At 66.8% G+C, this 23,410-nt stretch carries 22 protein-coding genes; 7 read left to right on the top strand and 15 right to left on the bottom strand.

What is annotated here, in order from left to right:
• Positions 1 to 148: 148 nt before the first annotated feature.
• From HMP09_RS14885 to rpmI, 6 genes are all read right to left on the bottom strand, one after another.
• Positions 149 to 1,033 (bottom strand): aldose 1-epimerase family protein, encoded by an 885-nt coding sequence (locus HMP09_RS14885; RefSeq protein ID WP_176501003.1) that lies wholly within the window; start codon positions 1,031 to 1,033, stop codon positions 149 to 151.
• A gap of 175 nt (positions 1,034 to 1,208) precedes the next feature.
• A complete protein-coding gene (pheT, locus tag HMP09_RS14880) occupies positions 1,209 to 3,701 on the bottom strand; it encodes a phenylalanine--tRNA ligase subunit beta (RefSeq protein ID WP_176501002.1) in 2,493 nt (830 codons plus the stop codon).
• Entirely contained in the window at positions 3,698 to 4,792 is a 1,095-nt protein-coding gene (gene pheS / locus HMP09_RS14875) for a phenylalanine--tRNA ligase subunit alpha (protein WP_176501802.1), read from the bottom strand. The genes pheT and pheS overlap by 4 nt, the downstream gene beginning before the upstream one ends.
• Before the next feature lie 33 nt (positions 4,793 to 4,825).
• The gene (locus HMP09_RS14870; RefSeq protein WP_176501001.1) at positions 4,826 to 5,164 is read right to left on the bottom strand and encodes a GIY-YIG nuclease family protein; all 339 of its coding nucleotides are present in this window, start codon (positions 5,162 to 5,164) and stop codon (positions 4,826 to 4,828) included.
• Positions 5,165 to 5,368: 204 nt separating this feature from the next.
• Complete coding sequence (gene rplT / locus HMP09_RS14865; protein WP_056054375.1) at positions 5,369 to 5,734, bottom strand: 50S ribosomal protein L20; 366 nt, start codon at positions 5,732 to 5,734, stop codon at positions 5,369 to 5,371.
• Between the two features lie 19 nt (positions 5,735 to 5,753).
• Positions 5,754 to 5,957: a 50S ribosomal protein L35 gene (gene rpmI / locus HMP09_RS14860; protein WP_031395289.1), complete on the bottom strand. Its 204-nt coding sequence runs from the start codon at positions 5,955 to 5,957 to the stop codon at positions 5,754 to 5,756.
• A 182-nt stretch (positions 5,958 to 6,139) separates the two neighbouring features.
• Here rpmI and HMP09_RS14855 point away from each other — a divergent pair, with 182 nt between their 5' ends.
• Positions 6,140 to 8,287 carry an AsmA family protein gene (locus HMP09_RS14855; protein ID WP_176501000.1) on the top strand — a complete coding sequence of 716 codons (2,148 nt, stop codon included), beginning with the start codon at positions 6,140 to 6,142 and terminating at the stop codon, positions 8,285 to 8,287.
• 260 nt (positions 8,288 to 8,547) lie between these two features.
• On the opposite strand, the gene HMP09_RS14850 is transcribed toward HMP09_RS14855, so the two are convergent.
• Positions 8,548 to 9,414, bottom strand: coding sequence for an inositol monophosphatase family protein (locus HMP09_RS14850; RefSeq protein ID WP_176500999.1), 867 nt, complete (start codon positions 9,412 to 9,414; stop codon positions 8,548 to 8,550).
• 90 nt (positions 9,415 to 9,504) lie between these two features.
• Between HMP09_RS14850 and HMP09_RS14845 the strand changes: the two genes are divergently transcribed.
• Positions 9,505 to 10,044: a peroxiredoxin gene (locus tag HMP09_RS14845; RefSeq protein ID WP_176500998.1), complete on the top strand. Its 540-nt coding sequence runs from the start codon at positions 9,505 to 9,507 to the stop codon at positions 10,042 to 10,044.
• Positions 10,045 to 10,138: 94 nt separating this feature from the next.
• The gene (locus HMP09_RS14840; RefSeq protein ID WP_176500997.1) at positions 10,139 to 11,194 is read left to right on the top strand and encodes a GGDEF domain-containing protein; all 1,056 of its coding nucleotides are present in this window, start codon (positions 10,139 to 10,141) and stop codon (positions 11,192 to 11,194) included.
• Between the two features lie 413 nt (positions 11,195 to 11,607).
• On the opposite strand, the gene HMP09_RS14830 is transcribed toward HMP09_RS14840, so the two are convergent.
• Complete coding sequence (locus HMP09_RS14830) at positions 11,608 to 12,225, bottom strand: YbhB/YbcL family Raf kinase inhibitor-like protein (protein ID WP_176500995.1); 618 nt, start codon at positions 12,223 to 12,225, stop codon at positions 11,608 to 11,610.
• A 3-nt stretch (positions 12,226 to 12,228) separates the two neighbouring features.
• Positions 12,229 to 12,843, bottom strand: a complete 615-nt coding sequence (locus tag HMP09_RS14825) for a hypothetical protein (RefSeq protein ID WP_232090349.1) — start codon at positions 12,841 to 12,843, stop codon at positions 12,229 to 12,231.
• Between HMP09_RS14825 and HMP09_RS14820 the strand changes: the two genes are divergently transcribed.
• The gene (locus tag HMP09_RS14820) at positions 12,842 to 13,267 is read left to right on the top strand and encodes a DUF1810 domain-containing protein (protein ID WP_176500994.1); all 426 of its coding nucleotides are present in this window, start codon (positions 12,842 to 12,844) and stop codon (positions 13,265 to 13,267) included. The genes HMP09_RS14825 and HMP09_RS14820 overlap by 2 nt on opposite strands.
• 66 nt (positions 13,268 to 13,333) lie before the next feature.
• Entirely contained in the window at positions 13,334 to 13,459 is a 126-nt protein-coding gene (locus HMP09_RS18560) for a hypothetical protein (RefSeq protein WP_259457500.1), read from the top strand.
• A 340-nt stretch (positions 13,460 to 13,799) separates the two neighbouring features.
• Here HMP09_RS18560 and gyrB read toward each other — a convergent pair whose 3' ends face one another.
• The 6 genes from gyrB to HMP09_RS14785 form a co-directional block, all read right to left on the bottom strand.
• Positions 13,800 to 16,340: a DNA topoisomerase (ATP-hydrolyzing) subunit B gene (gene gyrB / locus HMP09_RS14815; RefSeq protein WP_443026421.1), complete on the bottom strand. Its 2,541-nt coding sequence runs from the start codon at positions 16,338 to 16,340 to the stop codon at positions 13,800 to 13,802.
• Between the two features lie 524 nt (positions 16,341 to 16,864).
• On the bottom strand, positions 16,865 to 17,707 hold the full coding sequence (locus HMP09_RS14810) for an OmpA family protein (RefSeq protein ID WP_232090347.1): 843 nt from the start codon (positions 17,705 to 17,707) through the stop codon (positions 16,865 to 16,867).
• An 87-nt stretch (positions 17,708 to 17,794) separates the two neighbouring features.
• A complete protein-coding gene (locus HMP09_RS14805; protein ID WP_232090346.1) occupies positions 17,795 to 19,003 on the bottom strand; it encodes a DNA replication/repair protein RecF in 1,209 nt (402 codons plus the stop codon).
• Positions 19,004 to 19,100: 97 nt separating this feature from the next.
• The gene (locus tag HMP09_RS14795) at positions 19,101 to 19,901 is read right to left on the bottom strand and encodes a Coq4 family protein (protein ID WP_176500992.1); all 801 of its coding nucleotides are present in this window, start codon (positions 19,899 to 19,901) and stop codon (positions 19,101 to 19,103) included.
• Between the two features lie 110 nt (positions 19,902 to 20,011).
• Positions 20,012 to 21,130 (bottom strand): DNA polymerase III subunit beta, encoded by a 1,119-nt coding sequence (gene dnaN / locus HMP09_RS14790; protein ID WP_176500991.1) that lies wholly within the window; start codon positions 21,128 to 21,130, stop codon positions 20,012 to 20,014.
• Positions 21,131 to 21,262: 132 nt separating this feature from the next.
• On the bottom strand, positions 21,263 to 21,916 hold the full coding sequence (locus tag HMP09_RS14785) for an outer membrane protein (RefSeq protein WP_176500990.1): 654 nt from the start codon (positions 21,914 to 21,916) through the stop codon (positions 21,263 to 21,265).
• 139 nt (positions 21,917 to 22,055) lie between these two features.
• Between HMP09_RS14785 and HMP09_RS14780 the strand changes: the two genes are divergently transcribed.
• Together HMP09_RS14780 and HMP09_RS14775 are read left to right on the top strand one after the other, a co-directional pair.
• On the top strand, positions 22,056 to 22,739 hold the full coding sequence (locus HMP09_RS14780) for a histidine phosphatase family protein (protein ID WP_176500989.1): 684 nt from the start codon (positions 22,056 to 22,058) through the stop codon (positions 22,737 to 22,739).
• Positions 22,740 to 22,767: 28 nt separating this feature from the next.
• Complete coding sequence (locus HMP09_RS14775; RefSeq protein WP_176501799.1) at positions 22,768 to 23,223, top strand: invasion associated locus B family protein; 456 nt, start codon at positions 22,768 to 22,770, stop codon at positions 23,221 to 23,223.
• Positions 23,224 to 23,410: the final 187 nt, after the last annotated feature.

Genomic DNA, 23,410 nt, shown 5'->3' with positions numbered 1-23,410 from the left:
GCTTGGAGGACAGAGGGGCTAGCGACAGCGCCCGTTCGTGGTGGCGTCCCTACCCTCTCCGTTCCCCGCGAAGGCGGGGGTCCAGGGTAACGGATGATATCGCTTGAGACCCTGGGCTCCCGCTTTCGCGGGAGAACGGCGTTGGTGGTTAGCGGGTGGGAGCCATGAGGGTCACGCGCATTTCGATGCGCTTCACCCCGCCAGCCGGGATCTCGAACACGCCGGGTTTGGCGCGATAGTCGCCGGTATAGCCCTCGGGGTCGGCGATGCCGTGCCAGGGTTCGACGCAGACATAGGCCGCGCCGGGCTTGGTCCAGATGCCGAGCTTCGGCGTGTCAGGGAAGGCGATCTGCAACTGCGGGCCGGTCCTGGCGCCGTAGGTGAGCGCGTCGGAGTGGATCGGGTCCCAGACGAGCGCGTCCTTGGCGAACAGGTCGTCGCGCAGGGCGATCACGCGGTCCTCTACCGGCGAGGGGCGATCGTCGACGGCGATCTGGCCGTCGGGGCTGATCGCCTTCAGCGTGCCGGGTTCGTCGGCGGAGAAGGTGATGCGGTGGTCGGCGCGGGGCTCGCCGTACGGCAGCGGCCAGGCGAAGGCGGGGTGGAAGCCGAAGCTCGCCGGCATCGCCGCTTCGGTGCGATTGTGGATGTGGGCCTCGATCGCCAGCGTCGCGCCGTCGAGTGTGAAGACGATGTCGAGCGCGAAGGCGAAGGGGTAGGCTTTGCGCGTGTCTTCGCTGTCGGTGAGGCGGAAGGTGGCCGACGTTTCGGTCTGCGCGATGACCTCGAAGGTCGAGTGGCGTGCGAAGCCGTGCTTCTGCATCGGGTAGGCGGTGCCGTCGAGGCGGATGACGCCTTCGTTGACGACGCCGACGACGGGGAAGAGGATCGGCGCGTGGCCGGTCCAGAATGCCGGGTCGGCGTCGGTCATGAGTTCGCGGCCGTCGGCGTCGTGGAGGTGGGTGAGCTCCGCGCCTTGCGGGTTGATCTCGGCGGTGAGGTGGTCGTTGGCGATCGTGATCAGGTCGGTCATGAGGTTCCTTCCGTTGGGCTCGAACGCCTGAGGCGCGATAAGGCTCACCCCACACCACCACGGCGTAGGCCGGGGCCCAAGTGGGAAAGCCATGGTAACGGAGCGGTGCGCGTCGTTGGCGACGTTTCCCAATTGGGCCCCGGCCTACGCCGGGGTGGTACCGTTCGGGGCACGCTTACCCGCGCAGACTCGCGCCTTGCTTGGTTGCCGCCGCGACGACCTTGTCGGCGACCGCCTTGATCTCCTCGTCGGTGAAGCTCTTGGCGGTGGGTTGCAGGACGATCTCGACCGCGACCGACTTGTGGCCGTCCTCGACCCCCTGGCCGGTGAACACGTCGAACACGCGCGCCGAGACGATCACGGCCTTGTCGGCCCCCTTGACCGCGCGGACCAGCGTGTCGGTGGCGAGCGTGGCCGGCACGAGGAACGCGAAGTCGCGGCGGACCGCCTGCAACGCCGGCGGCGTATAGGCGGGACGTGCGAAGCCAGAGGCGCGCTTGGGCGGGATCGCGTCGAGATAGACTTCGACTGCCGCAACCGCGCCATCGAGGTCGAACGCCTTCAGCACCGAGGGGTGCAGCATGCCGAAGCTTGCCAGCACCGTCTTCGGCCCGAGGCGCAACGTGCCCGACTGGCCTGGGTGCCACGCATCGCCCGCCTCCCCCATCACCTGGAGATTGTCGACCGGTGCGCCCGAGGCGGCCAGGAGCGCGATCGCCTCGGCCTTGGCGTCATACGCGTCGAAGCTGGCGGCCTTGCCGTCGCGCCAGCCGCGCGGGCGGCGGTCGCCGGCCAGCACCACGCCCAATGTCGCGCGCTCGGCCTCGGCGAGGTAGCGGCGACCGATCTCGAACAGGCGGACGCTCTGCTGGCCGCGCTTGAGATTGCGCCCCGTCGCGGCGAGCAGGCCGGGGAGCAGCGAGGGGCGCATGACCTTGAGGTCTTCGCTGATCGGGTTGGCGAGGGTCCACGCGCCGCCGCCGAAGGGCTCGGCTTCGGCGTCGGAGAGGAAGCTCCACGTTACCGCTTCGTCGAGGCCTCGGGCAGCGGCCGCGCGACGCGCGCGCCGTTCGAGCTTCTGCTCGGGCGTGGCGGTCGGCTTGGCGACGCCGGGCATGCGAGGGAGCGGCGTCGAGGGGATCGAGTCGATGCCCTCGATGCGGACGACTTCCTCGACGAGATCGGCGGGGCCGTCGACGTCGCGGCGCCAGCTCGGGACCGTGACCGGCCATTTGCCTTCGATCGTTGAGAACAGCGCGTCGCTGAACGCGTCCGCGCTCTTGATCGCACCGATCGTGAAGCCGAGCGACAACAGCGTGCGCGCCTGGCGTTCGGGGGCGACGTGGAGGCCGCCGAGGTCGGCGCTAAGGCGGGGGTCGTAATGGATCACACGCGGTTCGAGCGGGGGCGTACCCGAGCGGGTGACGTCGCTGGCCGTGCCGCCGCAGACGTGCAGCACGAGCGCGGTGGCAATGGCCAGGCCGTCTTCGAGGAAGGCGGGGTCTACGCCGCGCTCGAACCGGCTGCGCGCGTCGGAGGTGAGCGTGAGCTTTTGCCCGGTGCGGGCGATGTGGTCGGGATCGAAATAGGCGCATTCGATCAGCACGTCTTTGGTGTCGGCCGACACGCCCGAATGCTCGCCGCCCATGATGCCGCCGATGTCGTGGACGGCGGTGTCGTCGGCGACAACGGTCATGCTGTCGTCGAGCGTGTAGGTCTTGCCGTTGAGCGCGACGACCTGTTCGCCGGCCTTCGCCTTGCGTGCGACGAGGCCGCCGGAGAGTTTCGCGCGGTCGTAGACGTGGAGCGGACGGCCGAGGTCGATCATCAGGTAATTGGTGATGTCGACGAGCGCGGAGATGGGCTTCTGGCCGATCGCGATGAGGCTGCGGCGCATCCAGTCGGGGGATTCGCCGTTGCGCACGCCGGTAACGGTTTGGGCGAAGAAGGCGGGGCAGCCTTCCGGGTCATCGGTGCGGACGTCCGGCCCAGCCCCACGTCCGTCATTCCCGCGAACGCGGGAATCCACCTCACCGTTCGCGCTTGCCGCGCCTTGGGTCCCGGCGTTCGCGGGGATGACGGAGGGAGTGGGAATGACCAGCGGGGTCAGCGTGCCTAAACCCGCTGCCGCTAAGTCTCGCGCGATGCCGCGGACGCCCATGCAGTCCTGGCGGTTGGGGGTGATCGCGACGTCGATGACCGGGTCGGTCAGGCCGGCATAGTCGGGGTACGGCGTGCCGATCGGCGCGTCTTCGGGGAGTTCGATGATGCCGTCATGATCTTCGCCGAGTTCTAACTCGCGCGTCGAGCACATCATGCCATTGGATTCGACCCCGCGGATGCTGGCGAGCTTCAACGTCACGTCGAGACCGGGGACATAGGCGCCGGGTGCGCCGAACACGCCGATCAGGCCGGCGCGCGCGTTGGGTGCGCCGCAGACGACTTGCAGCGGGCCGTTACCGGCGTCGACCGAGAGAATCTGGAGCTTGTCGGCCTGCGGATGGCGTTCGGCGCTGAGCACCTTGGCGATCGTGAACGCGGCAAGCTTCTCGCCGGGGTTCTCGACGCCTTCGACTTCGAGGCCGATGCGGGTCAGCGCCTCGACGATCTGGTCGAGCGTGGCGGTGGTGTCGAGGTGCTGCTTGAGCCAGCTGAGCGTGAACTTCATGCGCCGACTCCGCCGGACAAAGTGGGGACGTCGAGGCTCGAAAAGCCGTAATGTTTGAGCCAGCGGATATCGCCGTCGAAGAACGGGCGGAGGTCGTCCATGCCGTATTTGAGCATCGCGAGGCGATCGATCCCGCAGCCGAACGCGAAGCCCTGCCATTCGTCGGGATCGAGCCCGCATGCCTTGATGACTTTGCGATGGACCATGCCGGAGCCGAGGATTTCAAGCCAGCCATCGGGCTCGGCGCCGCCGACGACGCGCTTGCCCTTCACCAGCGTGTAGCCGACGTCGATCTCGACCGAGGGTTCGGTGAACGGGAAGTAGCTCGGGCGCATCCGCAGGACGATGTCGTCGCGCTCGAAGAACGCCTTCACGAACGTCTCAAGCGTCCATTTGAGATGGCCGAGCGTGATGCCCTTGTCGATCACGAGGCCCTCGACCTGGTGGAACATCGGCGTGTGCGTCGCGTCGGAGTCCGAGCGGTAGGTGCGGCCGGGGGCGATGATGCGGATCGGCGGCTTTTGCGATACCATCGTGCGGATCTGGACGGGCGACGTGTGCGTGCGGAGCAGCGAGAAGGTCGTCTTCTCGTCGGCGGTGCCCGCGGCCTTCGCGTCGATCCCCTGCTGGAGATAGAAGGTGTCGTGCATCGCGCGCGCCGGATGCGTCTCGGGGATGTTGAGCGCGGTGAAGTTATGCCAGTCGGTCTCGATCTCGGGCCCGGTGGCGACCGCGAAACCCAGGTCGGCGAAGATCTCGGCGAGTTCGTCCATGACCTGGCTGACCGGGTGGATCGTGCCGGCGGGCGTGGCGTCGGCGGGGAGCGTCATGTCGAGCGTTTCGCTGGCGAGGCGCGCGTCGAGCGCGGCGCGTTCGAGCGTCGCTTTCCGCTCGGCGATGCCGTTGGCGACGGCTTCGCGCAGGCCCTGGATCTGCGGGCCTTGGACGAGGCGTTCTTCGGGCGTCATCTTGCCGAGCGTCTTCAGCAGCGCGGTGATCGTGCCCTGCTTGCCGAGCGCCTCGACCCGGCACGCGTCGAGCGCGTCGAGGCCGGACGCGGCGCCGATCGCCGTCAGCATGTGTTCGCGCATCTGGTTCAGGTCTTCGGTCACTGTTTCGCCATCCTAATTTCGCGCATCGTCAACGCTTGATCCGTCACGACGAATTGGCGGTAGTCCCAATCCTATCGCCAGATCGTCCCAATCGCGGTTCGTCTCTTCGATTAGCCGCAGCTTCCAATCGCGGTTCCACTTTTTCAGCTGCTTCTCGCGCGTGATCGCCGCTTCCATCGTGTCGGCCATCTCGTAATGGACAAGCCGATAGATGCCGTAGCGGGAGGTGAAGCCCTTGATCAAGCCTTCGCGGTGCTGGTGAATACGGCCGAGCAGGTTCGAGGTGACGCCGATGTAGAGCGTGCCGTGGCGACCGCTGGCGAGGATGTAGATGCAGGGCTGCCAGTCCATCTACCACTATCCCCCGTCATCCCCGCGAAGGCGGGGATCCATATTGGCTGACCTCTGGGGCAATCACAACGGTTCGGAGTTTATGGGTTCCCGCCTTCGCGGGAATGACGAAGAACCACGAACAATAATCCGCGCGCCCGCAAAACGCAGAAAGGGCGCCGGTATTGCTACCGACGCCCTCCCGAAACTCACCTCAGTCGCGGATTACGCGGCCTGGGGGAGTGCCGCCTTCACCTGGGCGACGATCGCGCTGAAGGCTGCGCCCTCGTGCATCGCGATGTCGGCCAGGACCTTGCGGTCGAGTTCGATGCCCGCAAGCTTCACGCCGTGCATGAACTGCGAGTACGTCAGACCCTCGGCGCGGACGCCGGCGTTGATGCGCTGGATCCACAGGCCACGGAAGGTGCGCTTCTTAACCTTGCGGTCGCGGTAAGCGTACTGTCCGGCCTTTTCGACGGCCTGACGGGCGATGCGGATGGTGTTCTTGCGACGGCCATAATAGCCCTTCGCCTGAACCAAAATACGCTTGTGCTTGGCGCGGGTGGTAACACCCCGTTTTACGCGTGCCATTGTCTAATTCCTTCTCAGCTCAACGCAGGCCGTAAGGCGCCCAGGCCTTCACTGCTGCGGTATCGGCCTTGGACAGCAGCTTGGTGCCGCGGTTCTGACGGATGTACTTGCCGTTGTGATGCGCCAGACGGTGACGCTTGCCGGCGACGCCGTGCTTGAGCAGGCCGGTGGCGGTGAGCTTGAAGCGTTTCTTGACGCCGCTCTTGGTCTTCAGCTTGGGCATTTTTATCCTTTCGGTTACGAAGGAGGACGCTGAAATCGCCGCGGCAGCCCACACTGGCCGGGCGATTCGTCGAACGCGTTTCCTTCGAGGAAGCGGGCGCATTATCCGCATTGGTCGCAAATATCAACCGTCGCGGAACCGGCATTGTGGAACTCGCGCGATTGCCATGCGATAGGGCCTGCATGGACGCCAGCCCGACGCCGCCGATCGACGCCCCCTCCCCGGCTCCCGCACCGGAGCCGATTGCGGTCGAGACACAAAAACGTCGCAAGCGGCGGATACTGCGCAACATCTTGCTCGGGATCGTCGCGGTGATCGTCGCGATCTGGCTGGTGTTGTACATCACCAAGGGGCGCTTCCTGAAGCACCCGTTCGAGCGCGTCGTCGGCTCGCTGACACACCGGACGTTGACCGTCCGCGGCGATTTCCAGCTCTATTTCGCGCCGTTCCGAATCAAGCTGTACGCAGAAAACTTCACGCTCTCGAACCCCGATTGGGCGAGCAGGCCAACCCTGTTCCAGGCGGACAAGCTCGACACCCGGATCGCACCGCTCTCGCTGCTCTTCGGCAAGCGGCGCCTCTACTGGCTCGACCTGGTCAACGGCGCGGTCGACCTGGAGTGGAACGCCGCGCACTCGGCGAACACCTGGACGTTCAGCGAGAAGAAGGGCGGCAAGCCGCTCGAGTTTCCCCGGATCGACGTCGCGACGGTAACGGGCACGACGGTGCGGTATCTCGATCCGCGGATGCGCGTGCTGGCCGACCTCAAGGTCGCCGACATCCGCTCGGTCGACGCGACGATCGGCCGCGCGGTCGGGCTGAAGGGCACTGGCCGCCTCCGCGAGACGCCGTTCACCGTGACCGCGCAACTCCTGTCGCCCGACGCGACCGCCAATCGGGGCCAGAACAAGCTGGTCGCGCGGATGCGTGCGGCAGGCAACGTGATCGACGTCGCGGGCACGTTGCCGAGCATCGCCGATGTCGAGAACGTGCCGCTCGCGGTGACCGCACGCGGCGCCAATCTGTCGACGTTGCTCGGCGTGATCGACGTCGCGATCCCCAACACGCGGACGTACAAACTGCGGGCACAGCTCATCAAGCAGGGTGACGAATACGCCTTCACGCATGTGCGCGGCACGGCGGGCCGGACCGATCTCGCGGGGAAGCTGACGATCACCAACGGTGACCGCATCCATCTGGATTCGGTCCTCACGACCAAGAGCCTCGACATCATCGATGCGGCCCCGTTTATCGGGTTCAATCCCGACATCGTCGAAACGCGCGGTGCGGTGGCGGCCGCCGCTGCAACGGGCGCCGCACCGCAGCGCCTGCTGCCCGACGGAAACCTGCCGATCGAGACGATGAAACTGTTCGACGCCGACCTGAAATGGACGATCGGCACGGTGAGGTCGCGCAACCTGCCGATCTCGAACATCGACATGACGCTCGATCTCGAGCGTGGGCGGTTGGCCCTTTCGCCGCTGACCTTCTCGATGGCACGTGGGAACGTCGCCTCGGATATGATCTTCGATACGCGGGCGCGGCCGAGCGCGGTTTCCTACGACATCCGCCTTGCACCGACCCCGCTCGCGCGGCTGCTCAAGGGCTATGGCCTGACCGAGGCGGGGACGACCGGGACGATCAAGGGTCGCATCAAGCTCGACGGGCGCGGCGATTCTATCCACGACTCGCTGGCATCCTCGCACGGCCGGATCGCGTTCGTGATGCCGTCGGGCGCGCTGTCGGTGCGCAACATCCAACTCGCCGAGCTCGACATCGGCACGTTTGCGCAACGGATGTTCCAGGGGAAGCTGAAGGAGCCGGTGCAGGTGAACTGCGGCCTGATCGGCTTTACCGTGCGCGGCGGAGTCGCGGCGGCGGACCCGGTGCTGATCGACACGCGCAAGAACGTGATCGTCGGCCGCGGTGGCTTCAGCTTCCGGAATGAGGCGGTGGACCTGGCGTTCCGGGCGGATTCGAAGAAGTTCAGCCTGTTTGCCGGCCAGTCGCCGGTCGGGGTCGAGGGCATGTTCGCGGCACCGAAGCTGAACGTGATCTCGAAGGACCTGCTCGCGCGGGTCGGGAGCGGACTCGGGCTGGCGCTGGTGGCGACGCCGGTCGCAGGTATCCTCGCGTTCGTGGATGTCGGCGATGCGAAGTCGACCGCGTGCGGCCCCGTGCTGGCGGGGGCAACCGCGAAGGCGCAGCGGACGACCAAGGGCGAAGCGCGCGACGACGTAGGCCGGGGAACGACAGCCAAGGCCGAGGACGGCAAGACCTCCGATGCCGAGAAGAAGGGGCAGAAGAAGAAGTTTCTCGGAATTTTCTGAGGAGCGAGTCTTTGGCTGCGGTCGCGTTTGTAAGGGGCGATGTGTAACTCCTTACCGAGCGGTGCGCATTTCACGCTTCGGGCCCGTCCACGCCCACTTCCCCCATCACCCCGGCGAACGCAGAGGCCCGTGGTTACGGCCTGCGCGGTTGGCGGACGTTCCGTGTCCATGGGTCCCGGCTTTCGCCGGGATGACGGAGGTATGCTGGGGGATGTAGCGCTGGGTATGCAGGGCGATGCCCGTCGGCCACCGGTACAGATTTAGTGCCCGTGGTCGTGTGGACCGTGGTCGTGTGGACCGTGGTCGTGCCCGTCATGATCATGCGGATCGGACTGTAACCGGTGCATCGCCTCCAGCACGTCGTCCATTCGCGCCGGATCTCCGATCGCGAGCACATGGCCCTCGCTGTCCGCCGTCAGCGGGTCGCCGTTCCAGTCGCACATGCGCCCGCCCGCGCCTTCGACCACTGGCACCAGGGCGGCGAAGTCGTACAGCTTGAGGCCGGATTCGCAGACCACGTCGAGATGGCCGCTGGCGAGCAGGCCGTAATTATAACAGTCGCCGCCATACACCGGCCCCTGCCGCGGGTTGCCGCCCGAGATCGCAGCGACCAGCGCGAGATAGTGCGGCACGTCGCCTTCGTCGAACAGATGCGGGCTGGTGGTGGCGATCGTCGCACCGGCGAGTTCGCGGCAGGTGCGCGTGCGGACGGGGACGCCGTTGAGCGTCGTCGGACGCCCCGCGACGCCGACCCAACGCTCGCGCTGGATAGGCTGGTCGATGATCCCGAGTACCGGCCAGCCGTCCTCGACCAGCGCGATCAGCGTCCCGAAGATCGCGCGGCCGACGGTGAAGCTGCGCGTGCCGTCGATCGGATCGAGCACCCATTTGCGGGCGGTGACGCCCGGCTTCTCGCCGAACTCCTCGCCGACGATGCCGTCACCCGAGCGCTCCGCGTCGAGCAGCCTACGCATCGCGGCCTCGGCCTCGCGGTCCGCGCGCGTGACGGGGGACTGGTCGTCCTTGATCTCGACGCCGTGCTCGTGGCGAAAATAGGGTCGGATGACGTGGCCCGCAGCATCCGCGAGGCGGTGGGCGAGGTCGATATCGGCTTGGGTTACTGGCATTTTCCAAGCCTATCGGGCGCAAGCGTCGCGAGCAATGGACGGATCGTTCGGACCGGCGTAGGTCATTGCAATCCAACCGGAGTATCGTTCATGCGCCTCGTCTCGACACTTGCAACCGCCGCCGCCCTCCTCGTCGCGGCGCCTGCACTGGCCGCACTTGCTCCCGGTGCCAGGGCACCCGACTTCACGACACGCGGCGCGATCGCGGGCAAGGCGTTCACCGTCCACCTCGCCGAACAGCTCAAGAAGGGCCCGGTCGTGCTCTACTTCTTCCCGGCGGCATATACCGGCGGCTGCAACGCCGAGGCGCATGCGTTCGCGGAGGCGATCCCGGCGTTCACCAAGGCAGGCGGCACCGTGATCGGCATGTCGGCCGACAATGTCGAGACGCTCAGCAAGTTCTCGGCCGAGAAGTGCGCGGGCAAGTTCGCCGTCGCCAGCGCGGGCCCGAACGTGGTCAAGGGTTACGACGTCGCGCTCGGCAAGCAGATCTCGGGTCGCGACGTGACCAAGCGCACCAGCTACGTCATCGCCAAGGACGGCCGCATCGCCTTCGTCCACGACGACATGAACCCTGCGGAACACGTCGCGACGACGCTTGCCGCGGTGCAGAAGCTCACGGGCAAGTAATCGATCGATGCCGGACCGGCAAATACCTGCCGGTTCGGTGACATTATGCTAACGCTTTCGGGTCTATCGCTTCGGCGGGGACGCGGGGGACGACATGCGTGATGCACGAGTGGCCGGATCGATACCGGACGCAAGGCCTGACGAGACGCTGTTCGCGCGGATCGGCGCGTTTCTCGCCGCGCACAAACTGACCCCCGATCCCGCGCATTATGCGTTTGCCTATGCCGTGCTGTCGGCGCCCGAAAGTGCGCTGGCCTTGCGGGTCGACGCGTTGACGCAAGACGGCGTTCGCCTGACCCGGTCGGATATCGAGCGACTTGGCGCGACGGTAGGGGACGAGCCTTCCACCGGCGGTTCACGGCGACCCAGCGGGACTGTGGACACCAGCGCCGATCGGACGCCCGATACCGCGATCGCGCTGGTGATCGAGACGCAACAGCAGGTCGACGGGTTCGTGCAGATCGTCCGCACGATCCAGGCCGAGACGCATGGCTTTGGTCGCGAACTGGCCGAGAGCGCGGCGTCGATCACGCAACTGGCGGAAATCGACGAGATCGTGGGGATTACGAGCGCGATGATCACGCGCATCTATGACAGCGAAGTAAGGCTGGCCGTAGCGACCGCAGAGGCCGATTCGCTACGCTCGAAGCTGGTCGAAGCACGCGATACCGCGCGCCGCGACGTGCTGACCGGCCTGCCCAACCGTCGTGCCTTCGCGGAAGCGTTCGCGACTCGCGATCGGGAGGCGGGGCCGTATTGCCTGGCCCTGTGCGATATCGACCGGTTCAAGCGGATCAACGACGTGCACGGTCACGGCGTCGGCGACCGCGTGCTCACCGCGATCGGCCAGGCGATGGCGGCCGAATGCGCCCCGCACCTCGTCGTCCGCCACGGGGGCGAGGAGTTCGCGGTGCTGCTCGGCGGCATCGCCCTGGCCGAAGCTGCTGAGATACTCGATGCCGTACGCGCGACTGTCGCCGCCAAGCGTTTTCGCAACCGGGAGACCGATACTCCGCTCGGCGTGATCACGGTTTCGGCCGGCGTGACCGCGATCCATGCCGACGAGGCGGCGGAAACCGCGTTCCAGCGCGCCGACCAGTTGCTCTACACGGCGAAGAAGGATGGCCGCGATCGGGTCTGCGCGGGGTGATCCCAAGACTTTGTGGAATTTGCCGTCAAAAAATGGTGGATTTCACCAACTCTGGCTCTGAAGAAACAAGAAACTCAGCAAAATCAACGAGGTAAAAAACTGGCACGCGCCATGCAAATCATTCGATATCGGCAGCCGGATGGTCCGGCGCCCGACCATCGAAGGAACATCTCATGTCGATCCGTTTCGAAACCGCTCAGCGCATTGCCTTCTCGCTCGTCGGCGCCGTGTTCTTCGCCGCAATCGCAGTCGGCTCGGCCGTCCCCATCACCCCCATCGCCTGATCGAGAACCGCGTCATGACCCGCAGCATCCTCATCGGCGTGATCGCCTTTTCGACCACCGTCCTGCTGCTCGCCACCCAGACCGGCGGCGCGCTCGCCTGAACGACGAGGCGCCCATCCGGCGTCAGGTTCAGGCAGGCGCGCTGACGCCCACTAGGCCGACCGGTGCTTCCTCGTCGCGCGAATAGGTCCCGATCAACAGCCCCGCCGCCAGCACATGGCCCGTAATGGCCTCGATCACCGCCGAGCGCCCGGGAGTCGCGCCAACCTCCCCTGCTCCCGCGCCGATCGCGAAGACCTGAAATGCATAGCGATGCTCGCCGTGGCCGCTGGGCGGATCGGGCGGCAACCAGCCTTCGCGCAGATAGGAATTGCGCCCGACGTCGCGACCGTTCGCGTCCCCCTCGCCGTCTGCGGCGATCGCACCTTCGGCCAGATGGCCCGCATCCGCTTCGAGGCCCCAGATGATCGCGTGGACCAGAGGTTGCGGGGTCGGCGCGTCGGCATCCTCGACGATCAGCACGATGCGCTGGGTCCCAGCCGGCGGTTCGCTCCACACGAGCGGCGGCGACACGCCGTCTCCGTCCGCGGTAAAGCGAGGCGGCAGGCGCGCTTCATGTGCAAATGCCGGACTGGTAAGATTCAACGTGTCGAAGTTTTCGCCGAGCTGGACGATCGCAAGCTTGTCGATACCGGCGCGCAGATTGCTCATCGCATGGCCAAGCCAGGCAGGGATGTGTTCGAGCATGGCTTATCCTTCGGAAGGGCAGGTTTCGGCCCGACGCGCAGGTGCCGCGCCGTCATACCAGTCGCTCTGCGGGCCCATCGTCGCCGCGTCATGGTAGCAGACCTGCGTCTTGCCGCGCTTGGGGTCGACGATCACCGTCCAATTGTGGTCGCCGCAATTATGCTCCTCGCAGCCCCAGGCCGCGACTCGGTCGCCCATCTTGAACACGGGGTTGGCAGGCCCCGATCGACCGCGGATCATCGCGCGCAGCTTCGCGTCGCCGACCGCATTGACCAGCCCGGTTGCGACGTCGGTTCGGTCGAAGAAATCGACGCCCTCAACCGCGTCATGCGGGTATTTGCCGACATAGGCGGTGATCGGCGTGGTCTGCGCCTGGCCTGCGATCGGCGTGGGTGCGCGGGTTTCGGGCGGCGTGAAACCGCTGGGCGACGCGGTCTTGGTGGGATCGTCGCTGCGTCCGCATCCCCCGACGAGAAGCGGCACCGCGAGCAACGCGACCGCGATTGCCGTCCTCATGATCGCACCGTCGTCATCGCCTGATCTCCTGAACCACGCCTGCAACGCATCGACCGGCGCCGTGGTTGCGGCGGCGAGCCGACACGACCATCTGCTGCGCATGGAGTATGATCTGAATCGTTTCGTCACGGCGCAGCACGGCGTCTATCCGCAGGCGCTCGCCGAGGTGCAGCGCGGGGCAAAGCGCAGCCACTGGATGTGGTTCATCTTTCCCCAGATCGCCGGACTGGGTCGCAGTGCGATGGCGCGAACCTACGCGATCGCCGGGGCGGAGGAGGCAAAGGCATATCTCGCGCATCCGGTGCTCGGAGCACGACTGATCGAAGTCACGCAGGCGGTGATGGCCGCGCTTGGCTCGGCCGAGACGATCCTCGGCGGTATCGATGCCGTCAAGTTGCGGTCGTCGATGACGCTGTTCGCGGCGGTTGCCGACGACCCGGCACCGTACCGCGCTGCGCTCGACCGGTTCTTCGGCGGCGAAGACGACCAGGCGACGCTGGACCTGCTTGCGGCGCGCCCGCGATAAGACGGGTATATCGCCGGGGAAAGGTGTAGCATCGCCGCGGGGCCTTCCGCCCCATGAGGTGTGGTCATGGCCAAGAGCCAGAAGAAATCGAGCAAGGAAGTTCGCAAACCCAAGGCCGAGAAAGCCCCCAAGGCGAATGCGTCGAACCCGACCACCAAGGGCAAGCCCGTGGAGATGACGACGCTCAACTAGAGCGGTTGGCTGGGTGTCGGGATCTCGTTCGGCGCTTCGGGCGTGGATTAGAGACATCGTCCCAACCCACTCCGTCATCCTGACGAAAGTCAGGATCCAGAGTGGCGGGCGCTGACGTTCTTGGCTCTGGATCCTGACTTTCGTCAGGATGACGGGGGGTAGTGAGTAGCTGCGGTAATGGCCGGCTGTCGCGGCTTTGGTTGATGCCGCGGCTTATCTTCAGTTGCGGCACTCCTAACCCGTGATCGCCTGACCTAGCAAAAGCGGTTCCGGCCATTTCCGACCAGCGACCTCGCCGTTTCGCGCGGACCGCCTCGCGGCGGCTCGCGCTGAAGCCGGCTCAGACGTCGAGGTTGGCGACGTTGAGTGCGTTGTCCTGAATGAACTCCCGGCGGGGTTCGACGACTTCGCCCATCAGCTGGGTGAAGATCTCGTTCGCGCTCTCGGCGTTGACCGCGGTCACGCGCAGCATCGAGCGGACGGTCGGGTCGAGCGTGGTTTCCCAGAGCTGTTCCGCGTTCATCTCGCCGAGACCCTTGTAGCGCTGGATCGCGAGACCCTTGCGGCCGGCGGTCAGGATCGCGTCGAGCAGATGGCTCGGGCGCGACACCTGGGTCGAGCCGCGGGTGGCGACGACGGTCGTGGCTGAGCCGATCACGCCGGCCTCGGGTTCCGCGCCCTCTTCGAGTTCGGGCTCGGGTTCGTCGGTCTGCGTCGCCTTGCTCGCCGGGATCAGGTTCGAGGTCTGCGCATAGCTCTCGGCCTGTTCGGCCGACAGCGAATGCAGTTTGCGCGCCTCCGCCGACACCAGGAAGCTGGCCTCGATGATGTGGTGATCCGTCACGCCGCGCCATGCGCGCTGGAAGTGGATGCCGCCCTCTTCGGTCAGCACGGCAGTCCAGCGGGCCTCGCTATCGTCGAGTTCGAGACGACGCGTCACGGTTTCGAGACGCGAGGTGCGATCTGTGACCGAGGCCTCGGGATCGAACACGCCGCCAAGCGCCAGCGCCTCGATCATCCCGGCGTCGTAGCGCTTGGGGACGTAGCGCATCAGGGTCCGCATCCGGCGCGCATGATCGACCAGATCCTTGAGCTTATCGCCCGTGCGCGAGCCCGTGGGGCCTTCCAGGACCATCGTGTTGACACCCGCGTCGACCAGATACTCGTCGAGCGCGGCGTCGTCTTTCAGGTACATTTCGGACCGGCCCTTGGTCGCTTTGTAGAGCGGCGGCTGGGCGATGTAGAGATAGCCGCCCTCGATGATCTTGGGCATGTGACGGTAGAACAACGTCAGCAACAGCGTGCGGATGTGCGCGCCATCGACGTCTGCGTCGGTCATGATGACGATCTTGTGGTAGCGCAGCTTGTCCGCGTTGAAGTCGTCGCGGATGCCGGTGCCCATCGCGGTGATGAGCGTGCCGATCTCGCGGCTCGACAACATGCGGTCTTCACGCGCGCGCTCGGTATTCAGGATCTTGCCGCGCAAGGGGAGAATCGCCTGGAAATGGCGATCGCGGCCCTGCTTGGCCGAGCCGCCTGCCGAGTCACCCTCGACCAGGAATAGTTCGGACTTGGCGGGATCGCGCTCCTGGCAGTCGGCGAGCTTGCCGGGCAGCGAGGCGATGTCCATCACGCCCTTGCGACGCGTCAGTTCGCGGGCACGCTTGGCGGCCTCGCGCGCGGCGGCGGCGTCGATGATCTTAGCGACGATCGCCTTGCCGTGCGCGGGGTTCTCTTCGAGCCATTCGGCCATCTTGTCGGCCATCAGCGACTCAAGCGGCTGGCGGACTTCGGACGAGACGAGCTTGTCCTTGGTCTGGCTGCTGAACTTCGGATCGGGCAGCTTGACCGAGACGATCGCGGTGAGACCCTCGCGCATGTCGTCGCCGGTGAGCTGGACCTTTTCCTTCTTCAACATGCCCGATTTCTCGGCATAGTTGTTGAGCGTACGCGTCAGCGCGGCGCGGAACGCGGCCATATGCGTGCCGCCGTCGCGCTGGGGGATGTTGTTCGTGAAGGCGAGGACGTTTTCGTAGTACGAGTCGTTCCACTGCAGCGCGACGTCCATCGTGACGTCGTCGCGCGTGCCCGTGATCGCGACCGGCTCGGGCATCAACGGCACCTTGGCGCGATCGAGATACTTCACGAATGCGGCGATTCCGCCTTCGTAATAGAGCTCGACGGTCTTCATCTCCTCGTGCCGGGCGTCGGAGAGGAACAGGCGGACCCCCGAGTTGAGGAACGCGAGTTCGCGGTAGCGATGCTCGAGCTTGTCGAAGTCGAAGTCGGTGATCTTGAAGGTGGCGGGCGACGGGAAGAAGGTGACGCGCGTGCCCTTCTGGCCCTCGGCCGCGTCGCCGACGATCTTGAGCGGCATCACCGCGTCGCCGAACGCGAAGCGCATGTAATGCTCCTTGCCGTCGCGCCAGATCGTCAGGTCGAGCCATTCGCTGAGCGCGTTGACGACCGAGACGCCGACGCCGTGCAGGCCGCCCGAGACCTTGTACGCGTTCTCGTCGTTGGTGTTCTCGAACTTACCGCCGGCGTGAAGCTGGGTCATGATGACCTCGGCTGCCGAGACGCCTTCCTCGGTGTGGATGCCGGTCGGGATGCCGCGGCCGTTGTCGGTGACGCTGACCGATCCGTCGGCGTTGAGGACGATGTCGATCCGGTCGCAATGCCCGGCGAGCGCCTCGTCGATCGCGTTGTCGCTGACCTCGAACACCATGTGGTGGAGGCCCGACCCGTCGTCGGTATCGCCGATATACATGCCGGGGCGCTTGCGCACTGCGTCGAGGCCCTTGAGGACCTTGATCGAGTCGGCGCCATAGTCGCCCTGGTTGGGCAGGTTGGGATTATTGGATTCAGGGTTGGATGCCATGCCCAGCATATAGGCATCGGACGGCCGAAACGGAAGCGAAATGGCCTGTGGCGCCGGGGGCGTGGGGGAGTGAAGTATAGGAAGTATAGACGCTGGGAGCGTTTTGTGGGGCGAATGCGGGTGCGGGTCGCGGGTGGACGGTTTCGAGGGCGTCGGAGTTGCCATGTGGGGGACGGTGGCAGGTTGCTCGGGTGTAGGACAGCGGTGGGTTTGGGTGGGGGGTAGTCATTCCCGTCAGCCAATCTGAAATACCACCTCGGCAGAGGCCGGGGTCCAATTGGGGGCGTTGCCAACAAAGGACAGCGCGCCGTTATTGCCACCTTTCCAATTGGGCCCCGGCCTGCGCCGGGGTGGTGGAGCTTGACCTGTCCCTCTCCCCTTGGGGGAGAGGGAAGGAGGAGCCGTAGGCGACGGAAGGGTGAGGGGCTTTGGCGGGTACGTCCCGAGCCTCAATCCCCTCACCCTTCCCACGGCAAGCGCCGCGGGCCCCTTCCCTCTCCCCCGGGGGGAGAGGGAGTCCGCGCTTAGAAGCGGTCGGCCCGCTGGCCTAGCAGAGTCACTTCGACGCGGCGGTTGAGGCGCATGCCGGCGGCGGTCGTGTTCGTCGCGACCGGCTGGCTCTCGCCGTGACCGACGACGCTGAAACGCGCGCGGACGACGTCCATGTCGTCGAATGCCTGGCGGACGCTCGCCGCGCGGCGCTCGGACAGATCCTGGTTGTGCGCGTCGGTGCCGCGCGAATCCGTGAAGCCGTCGATCGCCACGCGGACGCCCGGATTGCCGCGCAAATAGCGGGCGAGCGGCCGCAGCTTCTCGATCGCGCCGGGGCGCAGCACGTCGCTATCGGTACGGAACAGCACGTCCTCCTGCAGCGTCAGCGTCGCGCCACGCGGGGTCTGGCGGAAGCCGTAGTTGCGCATCGCGCCGCGATCCCACGTCGTGGTGGTCTCGACCACCGTGGTGCTGCCGCCGCGGTCGCCGCGATAGCCACCCGGGTCGCGGCCATAGGCGTCCCAGTCGAACCGGTCGCGGCGCGGGCCGGCGATGCGCGCGAATTCGCGGTTGGCGTCGTCGGCTTCCTGGCGGCTGATCCGGCCGTCGCCGTTCGCGTCGAAATTGGGCATCACGAACGCGCGGCCACGTGGCGTATTGCGGAGTTCGGGGAACAGGATCGGCACGCCTGCACCCTCAAGGCGGTAGCCGGGGCGCAACCAGCGCGCGCGACTCATGTCGTAGCGCCCCTCTGGGCGGGCGCCGTCGCGCGCGCCTTCGCCGACCTGCGCAACGGCGGGCGCCGTGAGGATGGGCGCGGTGGTCGCTGCGATCATCAGGGCGCCAAGGGCGGCGCGCGTGAATGTCCGGGTCATTGCTGTCTCTCCAGGTCGTCGATGGACGGCGCTTTGGGCGCGTCCGCTTGAACGCGCGGTGACGTCGATCGACAGCGCGCGTTCAGCCTAATGCCCGACCGCGATCCGCGTTGCCTGTGCATCGATCGCGTCGAACAGCGCGTCTTCGGTGCCCGTCATCCACACCTGGCCGCGGCCTGCGAGACGCGCGAACAGCGCCGCGCGGCGGGCCGGGTCGAGGTGCGCGGCGACCTCGTCGAGGAGGAGTACGGGCGGGGTGCCGGTGCGTTCGGCGACAAGATCGGCATGCGCGAGGACGAGGCCGAGGAGCAGCGCCTTCTGCTCGCCGGTGGACGCGAGCGAGGCGGCGCGCGCCTTGTCGCGATGCGTGACGATCAGGTCGACGCGGTGCGGGCCGGCGAGCGTGCGCCCGGCGGCGGCATCGCGCGCGCGTGCCTGGGCGAGGTCGGCGTGCAGGCGGGTCGTGTCGCCGTTCCAGCCGTCGAGCGCCAGCCCTGCGCGCGGAAACGGGCCATCGTCCTGGTGCACGAGCCGATCGCCGAGCAACACCACCGTCTCGCGCCGGGCCGCGTCGACGGCGGCGCCGTGTTCGGCCATCTGCGCTTCGAGCGCCGAGAGCCAGTCGCCATCGGGGCGGCCTTCGTCGGCGAGCAGGCGGTTGCGCGCGCGCATCGCCGCGTCGTAGCGCGCGGCGTGGTGCGCGTGGGTGGGCGCGAGCGCGAGCGTGAGGCGATCGAGAAAGCCGCGGCGCTCGCCGGCGGGCGCGACGAACAGCCGGTCCATCGCGGGCGTGAGCCACAGGATGGTGAGCCACTCGGCCAGCGCGTTGGCGGTGGTGGTGGCGCCCTGGATGCGGACGATGCGGCGTTCGGGCGCGGAGGCGAGCGTGCCGGTTGCGACGTCGACCTCGCCCGCCGGGGGTGGTTGCCCCTCCCCTCCCGCTTGCGGGAGGGGTCGGGGGAGGGGCGCGTTTTCCTCGACACCGGACGCCGGTACGTACGTCGCACCCTCCCCTAGCCCCTCCCGCAAGCGGGAGGGGGATTTGGCGGCGTCCTGCGCCGACCCCTCGGGGGACAAGGTCGCGGCGACGCCGAAGCCGCCTGCCCCGCCCTGGCGCGCCATCTCGCCGAGCGCCGCGCGCCGCAGGCCGCGGCCGGGGGCGAGCAGCGATACCGCTTCGAGGATGTTGGTCTTGCCCGCGCCGTTCTCGCCGGTCAGCACCACGAACCCGGCGCCCGGTGCGAGCGTCAGGTCGGCGTGATTGCGGAAATCGGTAAGGACGAGGCGCGAGAGCATTGCCCCCGCCTTAAAGGACTTTCGAAGCCGATTGCATCGCCCTTTTCCGTTCGTTCAGCACGAACGGGGTAAGGGGTTGGTCTGGTCGACCGTCGCGTCAGGCGGCGATCCGCTCCGGCGCGATGGCCGCCGCGGTCGCAGCGCGCTGCGTGCTGAGATACGAGGCGAGTTCGGGTCCGAGCGTGCGCTGGGCGTGCAGATACGCGACCGGCGTGGCGATACCGAGCCGTGCGCGTGCGGCGTCGAGCGGCTCGTGCAACAGCGTCAGATAATCCTCGCCCGAAATCCATTTCGCCTTGCGGCCGTGGCGATAGCCTTCCCAGACCGCGTTCGCGAACAGCCGGCTGCCGGTGACGCGGATGCTTTTGAGCGCCGCCGCCGAACCGATCAGCGCCCAGCCGAGCCCGCCGACCTGCGCATAGCTGAACGCGACCAGCGCCGCCTCGCCCATGCTCTCGTCCGCCTTGTAGCCGGTCAGCACGTGCCAGATGTCGTGCGTGTCGCGCACCCGCCGGCCGAACCAGGCGTATGGGTGCGCCAGATCGTCCTCGCTCGGCACGAGGCGCGAGACCTCGACCAGGCCGTCGGCGGAATAGCCCGTCGTCTCGAGGAAGTCGCGATACGCCGCACCGACCGTGCCGGGCGCGAAGCTCGCGACGAACGCGGGGTCGGAAAACCGCCGCGCGAGCTCGACCTGGTCATAGGCGATCCGCCCGCCCTGTTCGGTGGCGATCAGCCGGGCATAGTTCATCGGTGCGTTGCCGACGTTCAGCGCGCGCATGATCCGGAACACCTGAGTCGTGTCGTCACCGTTCGCGAGCAATTTCTTGATTGCGTCGAACGCGGTGCGCCAATCGCGACGACCCGTCGTACCGGGAAAGGGAGGAAGCTTCGCCATCGAATCGACTCCTTACTGACATTGCTGTTAGTATCAGATCCGGCGGTGCGTTCAAACGAAAAAGGCCACCCCGCAGGATGGCCTTTCGATCGATCGTCAGCGCGTGTCGCTTACACCCGCATCGGCATCAGCACGTAGAGCGCGGGCGACTTGTCGTTTTCGCGGATGAGCGTCGGGGCGGCGGCGTCGGCGAGGTGGACCTCGACCATGTCGCCGTCGATCTGCGCGAGGATGTCCATCAGATAGCGGCTGTTGAAGCCGATCTCGAACGGGAGCGCGACGTAATCGCCGGGGACCTCCTCCGCGGCGGTGCCATTTTCGGGCGAGGTCACCGACAGCGTGATCTTGTCGCGATCGAGCGCCATCTTCACCGCGCGGGTCTTCTCGGTGGCGATGGTCGACACGCGGTCGACGCCTTCCATAAAGCTCTTGGGGTCGATCTTGAGGATCTTGTCGTTGCCGGTCGGGATCACGCGGCTGTAATCGGGGAAGGTGCCGTCGATCAGCTTTGAGGTCAGGATCGCCTGGCCGAGGTCGAAGCGGATCTTGGTGGGCGACAGCGACACGCCGACCGAGCCGTCGACCTCGTCGAGCAGTTTCCGGAGCTCGCCGATGCATTTGCGCGGCACGATCACGTCGGGCATCGATTCGGCACCCTCGGGCCGTGGCAGCGTGACGCGCGCGAGGCGGTGGCCGTCGGTCGCGGCGGCCTTCAGCACCGGGGTCGAGCTGTCGCCGTCCGCGACGTGGAGGAAGATGCCGTTGAGATAATAGCGCGTCTCTTCGGTCGAAATCGCGAAGCGCGTCTTGTCGATGATCTGCTTCAAGGTCTCGGCGGGCAGTTCGAACTGTGTCGGCAGCTCGCCCTCGGCGATCACCGGGAAATCGTCGCGGGGCAGCGTGCCGAGCGAGAAGCGCGCGCGGCCGGCGACGATGCTCATCCGGCCTTCCGATGCGGCGAGCTGGACTTGGCTACCCTCGGGTAGTTTCCGCGCGATGTCGAACAGCGTGTGCGCCGACACCGTGGTCGCGCCGGGCTGGTCGACGGCTGCGGCGATCGATTCGTTGATCTGGAGATCAAGATCGGTCGCCATCAGTTTCAGCGTGCCCTCGGCGGTCGCCTCGATCAGCACGTTCGACAGGATGGGGATGGTGTTGCGCCGCTCCACCACGGACTGGACATGGCTCAGCCCCTTGAGGAGCGTTGCGCGTTCGATCGTCGCCTTCATCAAAATTCCCCCCGCCACCGCAGCCGGACTCGGGGCTGGGGGCAATCCGCAGATGGCTTACCCAACAACAAAGGGTCGGAGCAAGCGCCCCGACCCTTCTTTGATCACGGTAAACGTCGCGTTAAAACGCGATCAGAAGCGGAAGCCGTAGCTTGCGACCACTTGGTGACGATCGGTATCGACGTCGAAACGGCTGCTGGTGCCGCCGGTCGCATAGTCGATGTTGCCGCGCTCATAGTTCGAATAGCGATATTCGAGCTTGGCATAGCTGTTCGGGCCGACCGCATGCTCGGCGCCGGCACCGACGCGCCAGCCGCCGAGCTTGAAATTATTGTCGGTGGTCTGGCTGGTGTCGCCCGCGAGCACCTTCAGCTTCGAATTGGTGTAGCCGCCCTTGACGTACAGCATCGTTGTCGGTGCAACGACATAGCCCGCGCGCGCGCCGACATAGATGTCGCGGCCCTGCTTGACGCGGCCATAGCCGAAGTCGCTGGTGTAATCGTTGCGGTCGCTCTTGGCGGTCGAGCCGGTCAGTTCGGCTTCGGCGCCGAGCACGATGTTGTCCGAGGTCGCGATGTCGTAGCCGATGCCGCCGCCGTACAGCAGGCCGTCGATCTTCTGGTCGTCGCGCCCGTTGTCGTTCGACACGCTGCTGCCGGCGCCGGTGTGGTCGTAGCCGAGCGTGGCCTCGACGCGGGGGCCGGTGAAGGTCGGGTTGGTCTGGGCAAGCGCCGGTGCGGCCACGGCGGTGGTGGCAAGCAACGAGACGGCGATGAGCGTACGCATTGGGATACTCCTTACTGATCTTGCACCCCATTACGCGGGGCGGACCGCTCCAATGGACCAGTCCGCAGCGCGTTGCATGAACCCCAGATAAACGCGGAAATCCGTTGCTTTTGCGCCACAGGGGGTTGAAACGCGAGCTATGATTCCAAGCCATCGGCAGGGTGAAGCGGACGCCCGCTCAAGCGATATTCCAGCGCCGCGCAAGGGTCGCGATTTCGTTGCGCGCCACGGCGAAACCGTGTTCAACGCCGCGCACCGGTTGCAGGGCGATGCCGCGCATACGCCGTTGACGCGGGCTGGCTTTGCGCAGGCGGACGAGCTTGGCCGTGCGCTTCGGGCGCTGCTCGGGGTGAAGCCTGCACTGACCTTGTGGGCGTCGCCGACCGGACGCGCGTTGCAGACGCTGGCGGTGATCTGCGAGCATCTCGAGCTCGATTGGCACGATGCGCGAACCGATCCGCGGTTGGTCGAAATCGACATGGGGTCCTGGGGCGGTCGCTATTATGCGGACGTGGTCGACGAGGTCGGGCCGGTGATGCTGCCCGGCGGGCTGTTGAAGACCGCGCCCGACGGCGAGACCTATCCGCAGATCGCGGCGCGCGTCGGCGGCTGGCTGGCGGATACCGCGGACGATGCAGGCGACCGGCTGGTGATCATGCACGGGATTTCGAGCCGGGTGATGCTGGGGGCGATGACCGGCGCTGCGATCGACCCCATGCTTGGGACGCCGATCGCGCCGGGGCTGCCGCAGGGGTCGGTCACGCTGGTCGAGGCCGGGCGCGCGTCGGTTCCGCACCGCGGCACCGGTTTTGCGCCGGCGTGAACCACAGCGCGTGAAGCTTGCCGTCCTGATGCTGCTCGCGGTCGCCACGCCCGCAACAGCGCGCGAGACGATCGGCATCTACAAGGGGTGGGGTGCGTTCCGTGATGCCGTGCCGGCGCGCTGCTATGCGATCGCGCGGCCGGTGATGGCGGGGGGACGGGCTTCTGGGTTTGCCAGCGTTGCGACGTGGCCGAAGCGGGGTTTGCGGGCGTCCTTGTATGTGCGGCTCAGTCGCGAGCGCGATCGGTCTGCCGGGGTGACGCTGACGGTCGGCGAACGCCGATTCGCGCTGGTCGCGAACGGTCTGGATGCGTGGGCGAGCGATGCGCCGAGCGACCGCGCGATCGTCGCGGCACTGCGATCGGGGCGCAGCATGAGCGTCGAGGCGGTCGGGGTCGGCGGGCGGCCGTTCGCGGATGTGTACGCACTGTCCGGGGCAGCGACGGCGATGGATGCTGCCGTCCTGGCGTGCAGCGGGGGGTAGGCTCCCTTCTACCACCCCGGCGAAGGCCGGGGCCCAGTTGGAAAGGTGGTCGTAACGACGGGCTGACCGTCCTTACCTTCGTCTCCCAACTGGGCCCCGGCCTTCGCCGGGGTGGTGCGGATGTTGGGGGGCGTTCTGCATTACTTCGCCGCCCAACCCCCTTCTTCCGCACCCTGTAGAAAAATCG

It is taken from the genome of Sphingomonas sp. HMP9 (assembly GCF_013374115.1).
In the GTDB taxonomy this organism is placed as follows: domain Bacteria; phylum Pseudomonadota; class Alphaproteobacteria; order Sphingomonadales; family Sphingomonadaceae; genus Sphingomonas.
Note: the sequence above shows the minus strand (reverse complement) of the source record. Positions and strands in the feature narration are given on the sequence as shown.

Bases quoted from the DNA above. Each gene is read 5' to 3' on its own strand.
- HMP09_RS14885 (WP_176501003.1), bottom strand. From the start codon at position 1,033: ATGACCGACCTGATCACGATCGCCAACGACCACCTCACCGCCGAGATC.
- pheT (WP_176501002.1), bottom strand. From the start codon at position 3,701: ATGAAGTTCACGCTCAGCTGGCTCAAGCAGCACCTCGACACCACCGCC.
- pheS (WP_176501802.1), bottom strand. From the start codon at position 4,792: ATGCGCGAACACATGCTGACGGCGATCGGCGCCGCGTCCGGCCTCGAC.
- HMP09_RS14870 (WP_176501001.1), bottom strand. From the start codon at position 5,164: ATGGACTGGCAGCCCTGCATCTACATCCTCGCCAGCGGTCGCCACGGC.
- rplT (WP_056054375.1), bottom strand. From the start codon at position 5,734: ATGGCACGCGTAAAACGGGGTGTTACCACCCGCGCCAAGCACAAGCGT.
- rpmI (WP_031395289.1), bottom strand. From the start codon at position 5,957: ATGCCCAAGCTGAAGACCAAGAGCGGCGTCAAGAAACGCTTCAAGCTC.
- HMP09_RS14855 (WP_176501000.1), top strand. From the start codon at position 6,140: ATGGACGCCAGCCCGACGCCGCCGATCGACGCCCCCTCCCCGGCTCCC.
- HMP09_RS14850 (WP_176500999.1), bottom strand. From the start codon at position 9,414: ATGCCAGTAACCCAAGCCGATATCGACCTCGCCCACCGCCTCGCGGAT.
- HMP09_RS14845 (WP_176500998.1), top strand. From the start codon at position 9,505: ATGCGCCTCGTCTCGACACTTGCAACCGCCGCCGCCCTCCTCGTCGCG.
- HMP09_RS14840 (WP_176500997.1), top strand. From the start codon at position 10,139: ATGCGTGATGCACGAGTGGCCGGATCGATACCGGACGCAAGGCCTGAC.
- HMP09_RS14830 (WP_176500995.1), bottom strand. From the start codon at position 12,225: ATGCTCGAACACATCCCTGCCTGGCTTGGCCATGCGATGAGCAATCTG.
- HMP09_RS14820 (WP_176500994.1), top strand. From the start codon at position 12,842: ATGGAGTATGATCTGAATCGTTTCGTCACGGCGCAGCACGGCGTCTAT.
- HMP09_RS14825 (WP_232090349.1), bottom strand. From the start codon at position 12,843: ATGCGCAGCAGATGGTCGTGTCGGCTCGCCGCCGCAACCACGGCGCCG.
- HMP09_RS18560 (WP_259457500.1), top strand. From the start codon at position 13,334: ATGGCCAAGAGCCAGAAGAAATCGAGCAAGGAAGTTCGCAAACCCAAG.
- gyrB (WP_443026421.1), bottom strand. From the start codon at position 16,340: ATGGCATCCAACCCTGAATCCAATAATCCCAACCTGCCCAACCAGGGC.
- HMP09_RS14810 (WP_232090347.1), bottom strand. From the start codon at position 17,707: ATGACCCGGACATTCACGCGCGCCGCCCTTGGCGCCCTGATGATCGCA.
- HMP09_RS14805 (WP_232090346.1), bottom strand. From the start codon at position 19,003: ATGCTCTCGCGCCTCGTCCTTACCGATTTCCGCAATCACGCCGACCTG.
- HMP09_RS14795 (WP_176500992.1), bottom strand. From the start codon at position 19,901: ATGGCGAAGCTTCCTCCCTTTCCCGGTACGACGGGTCGTCGCGATTGG.
- dnaN (WP_176500991.1), bottom strand. From the start codon at position 21,130: ATGAAGGCGACGATCGAACGCGCAACGCTCCTCAAGGGGCTGAGCCAT.
- HMP09_RS14785 (WP_176500990.1), bottom strand. From the start codon at position 21,916: ATGCGTACGCTCATCGCCGTCTCGTTGCTTGCCACCACCGCCGTGGCC.
- HMP09_RS14780 (WP_176500989.1), top strand. From the start codon at position 22,056: ATGATTCCAAGCCATCGGCAGGGTGAAGCGGACGCCCGCTCAAGCGAT.
- HMP09_RS14775 (WP_176501799.1), top strand. From the start codon at position 22,768: ATGCTGCTCGCGGTCGCCACGCCCGCAACAGCGCGCGAGACGATCGGC.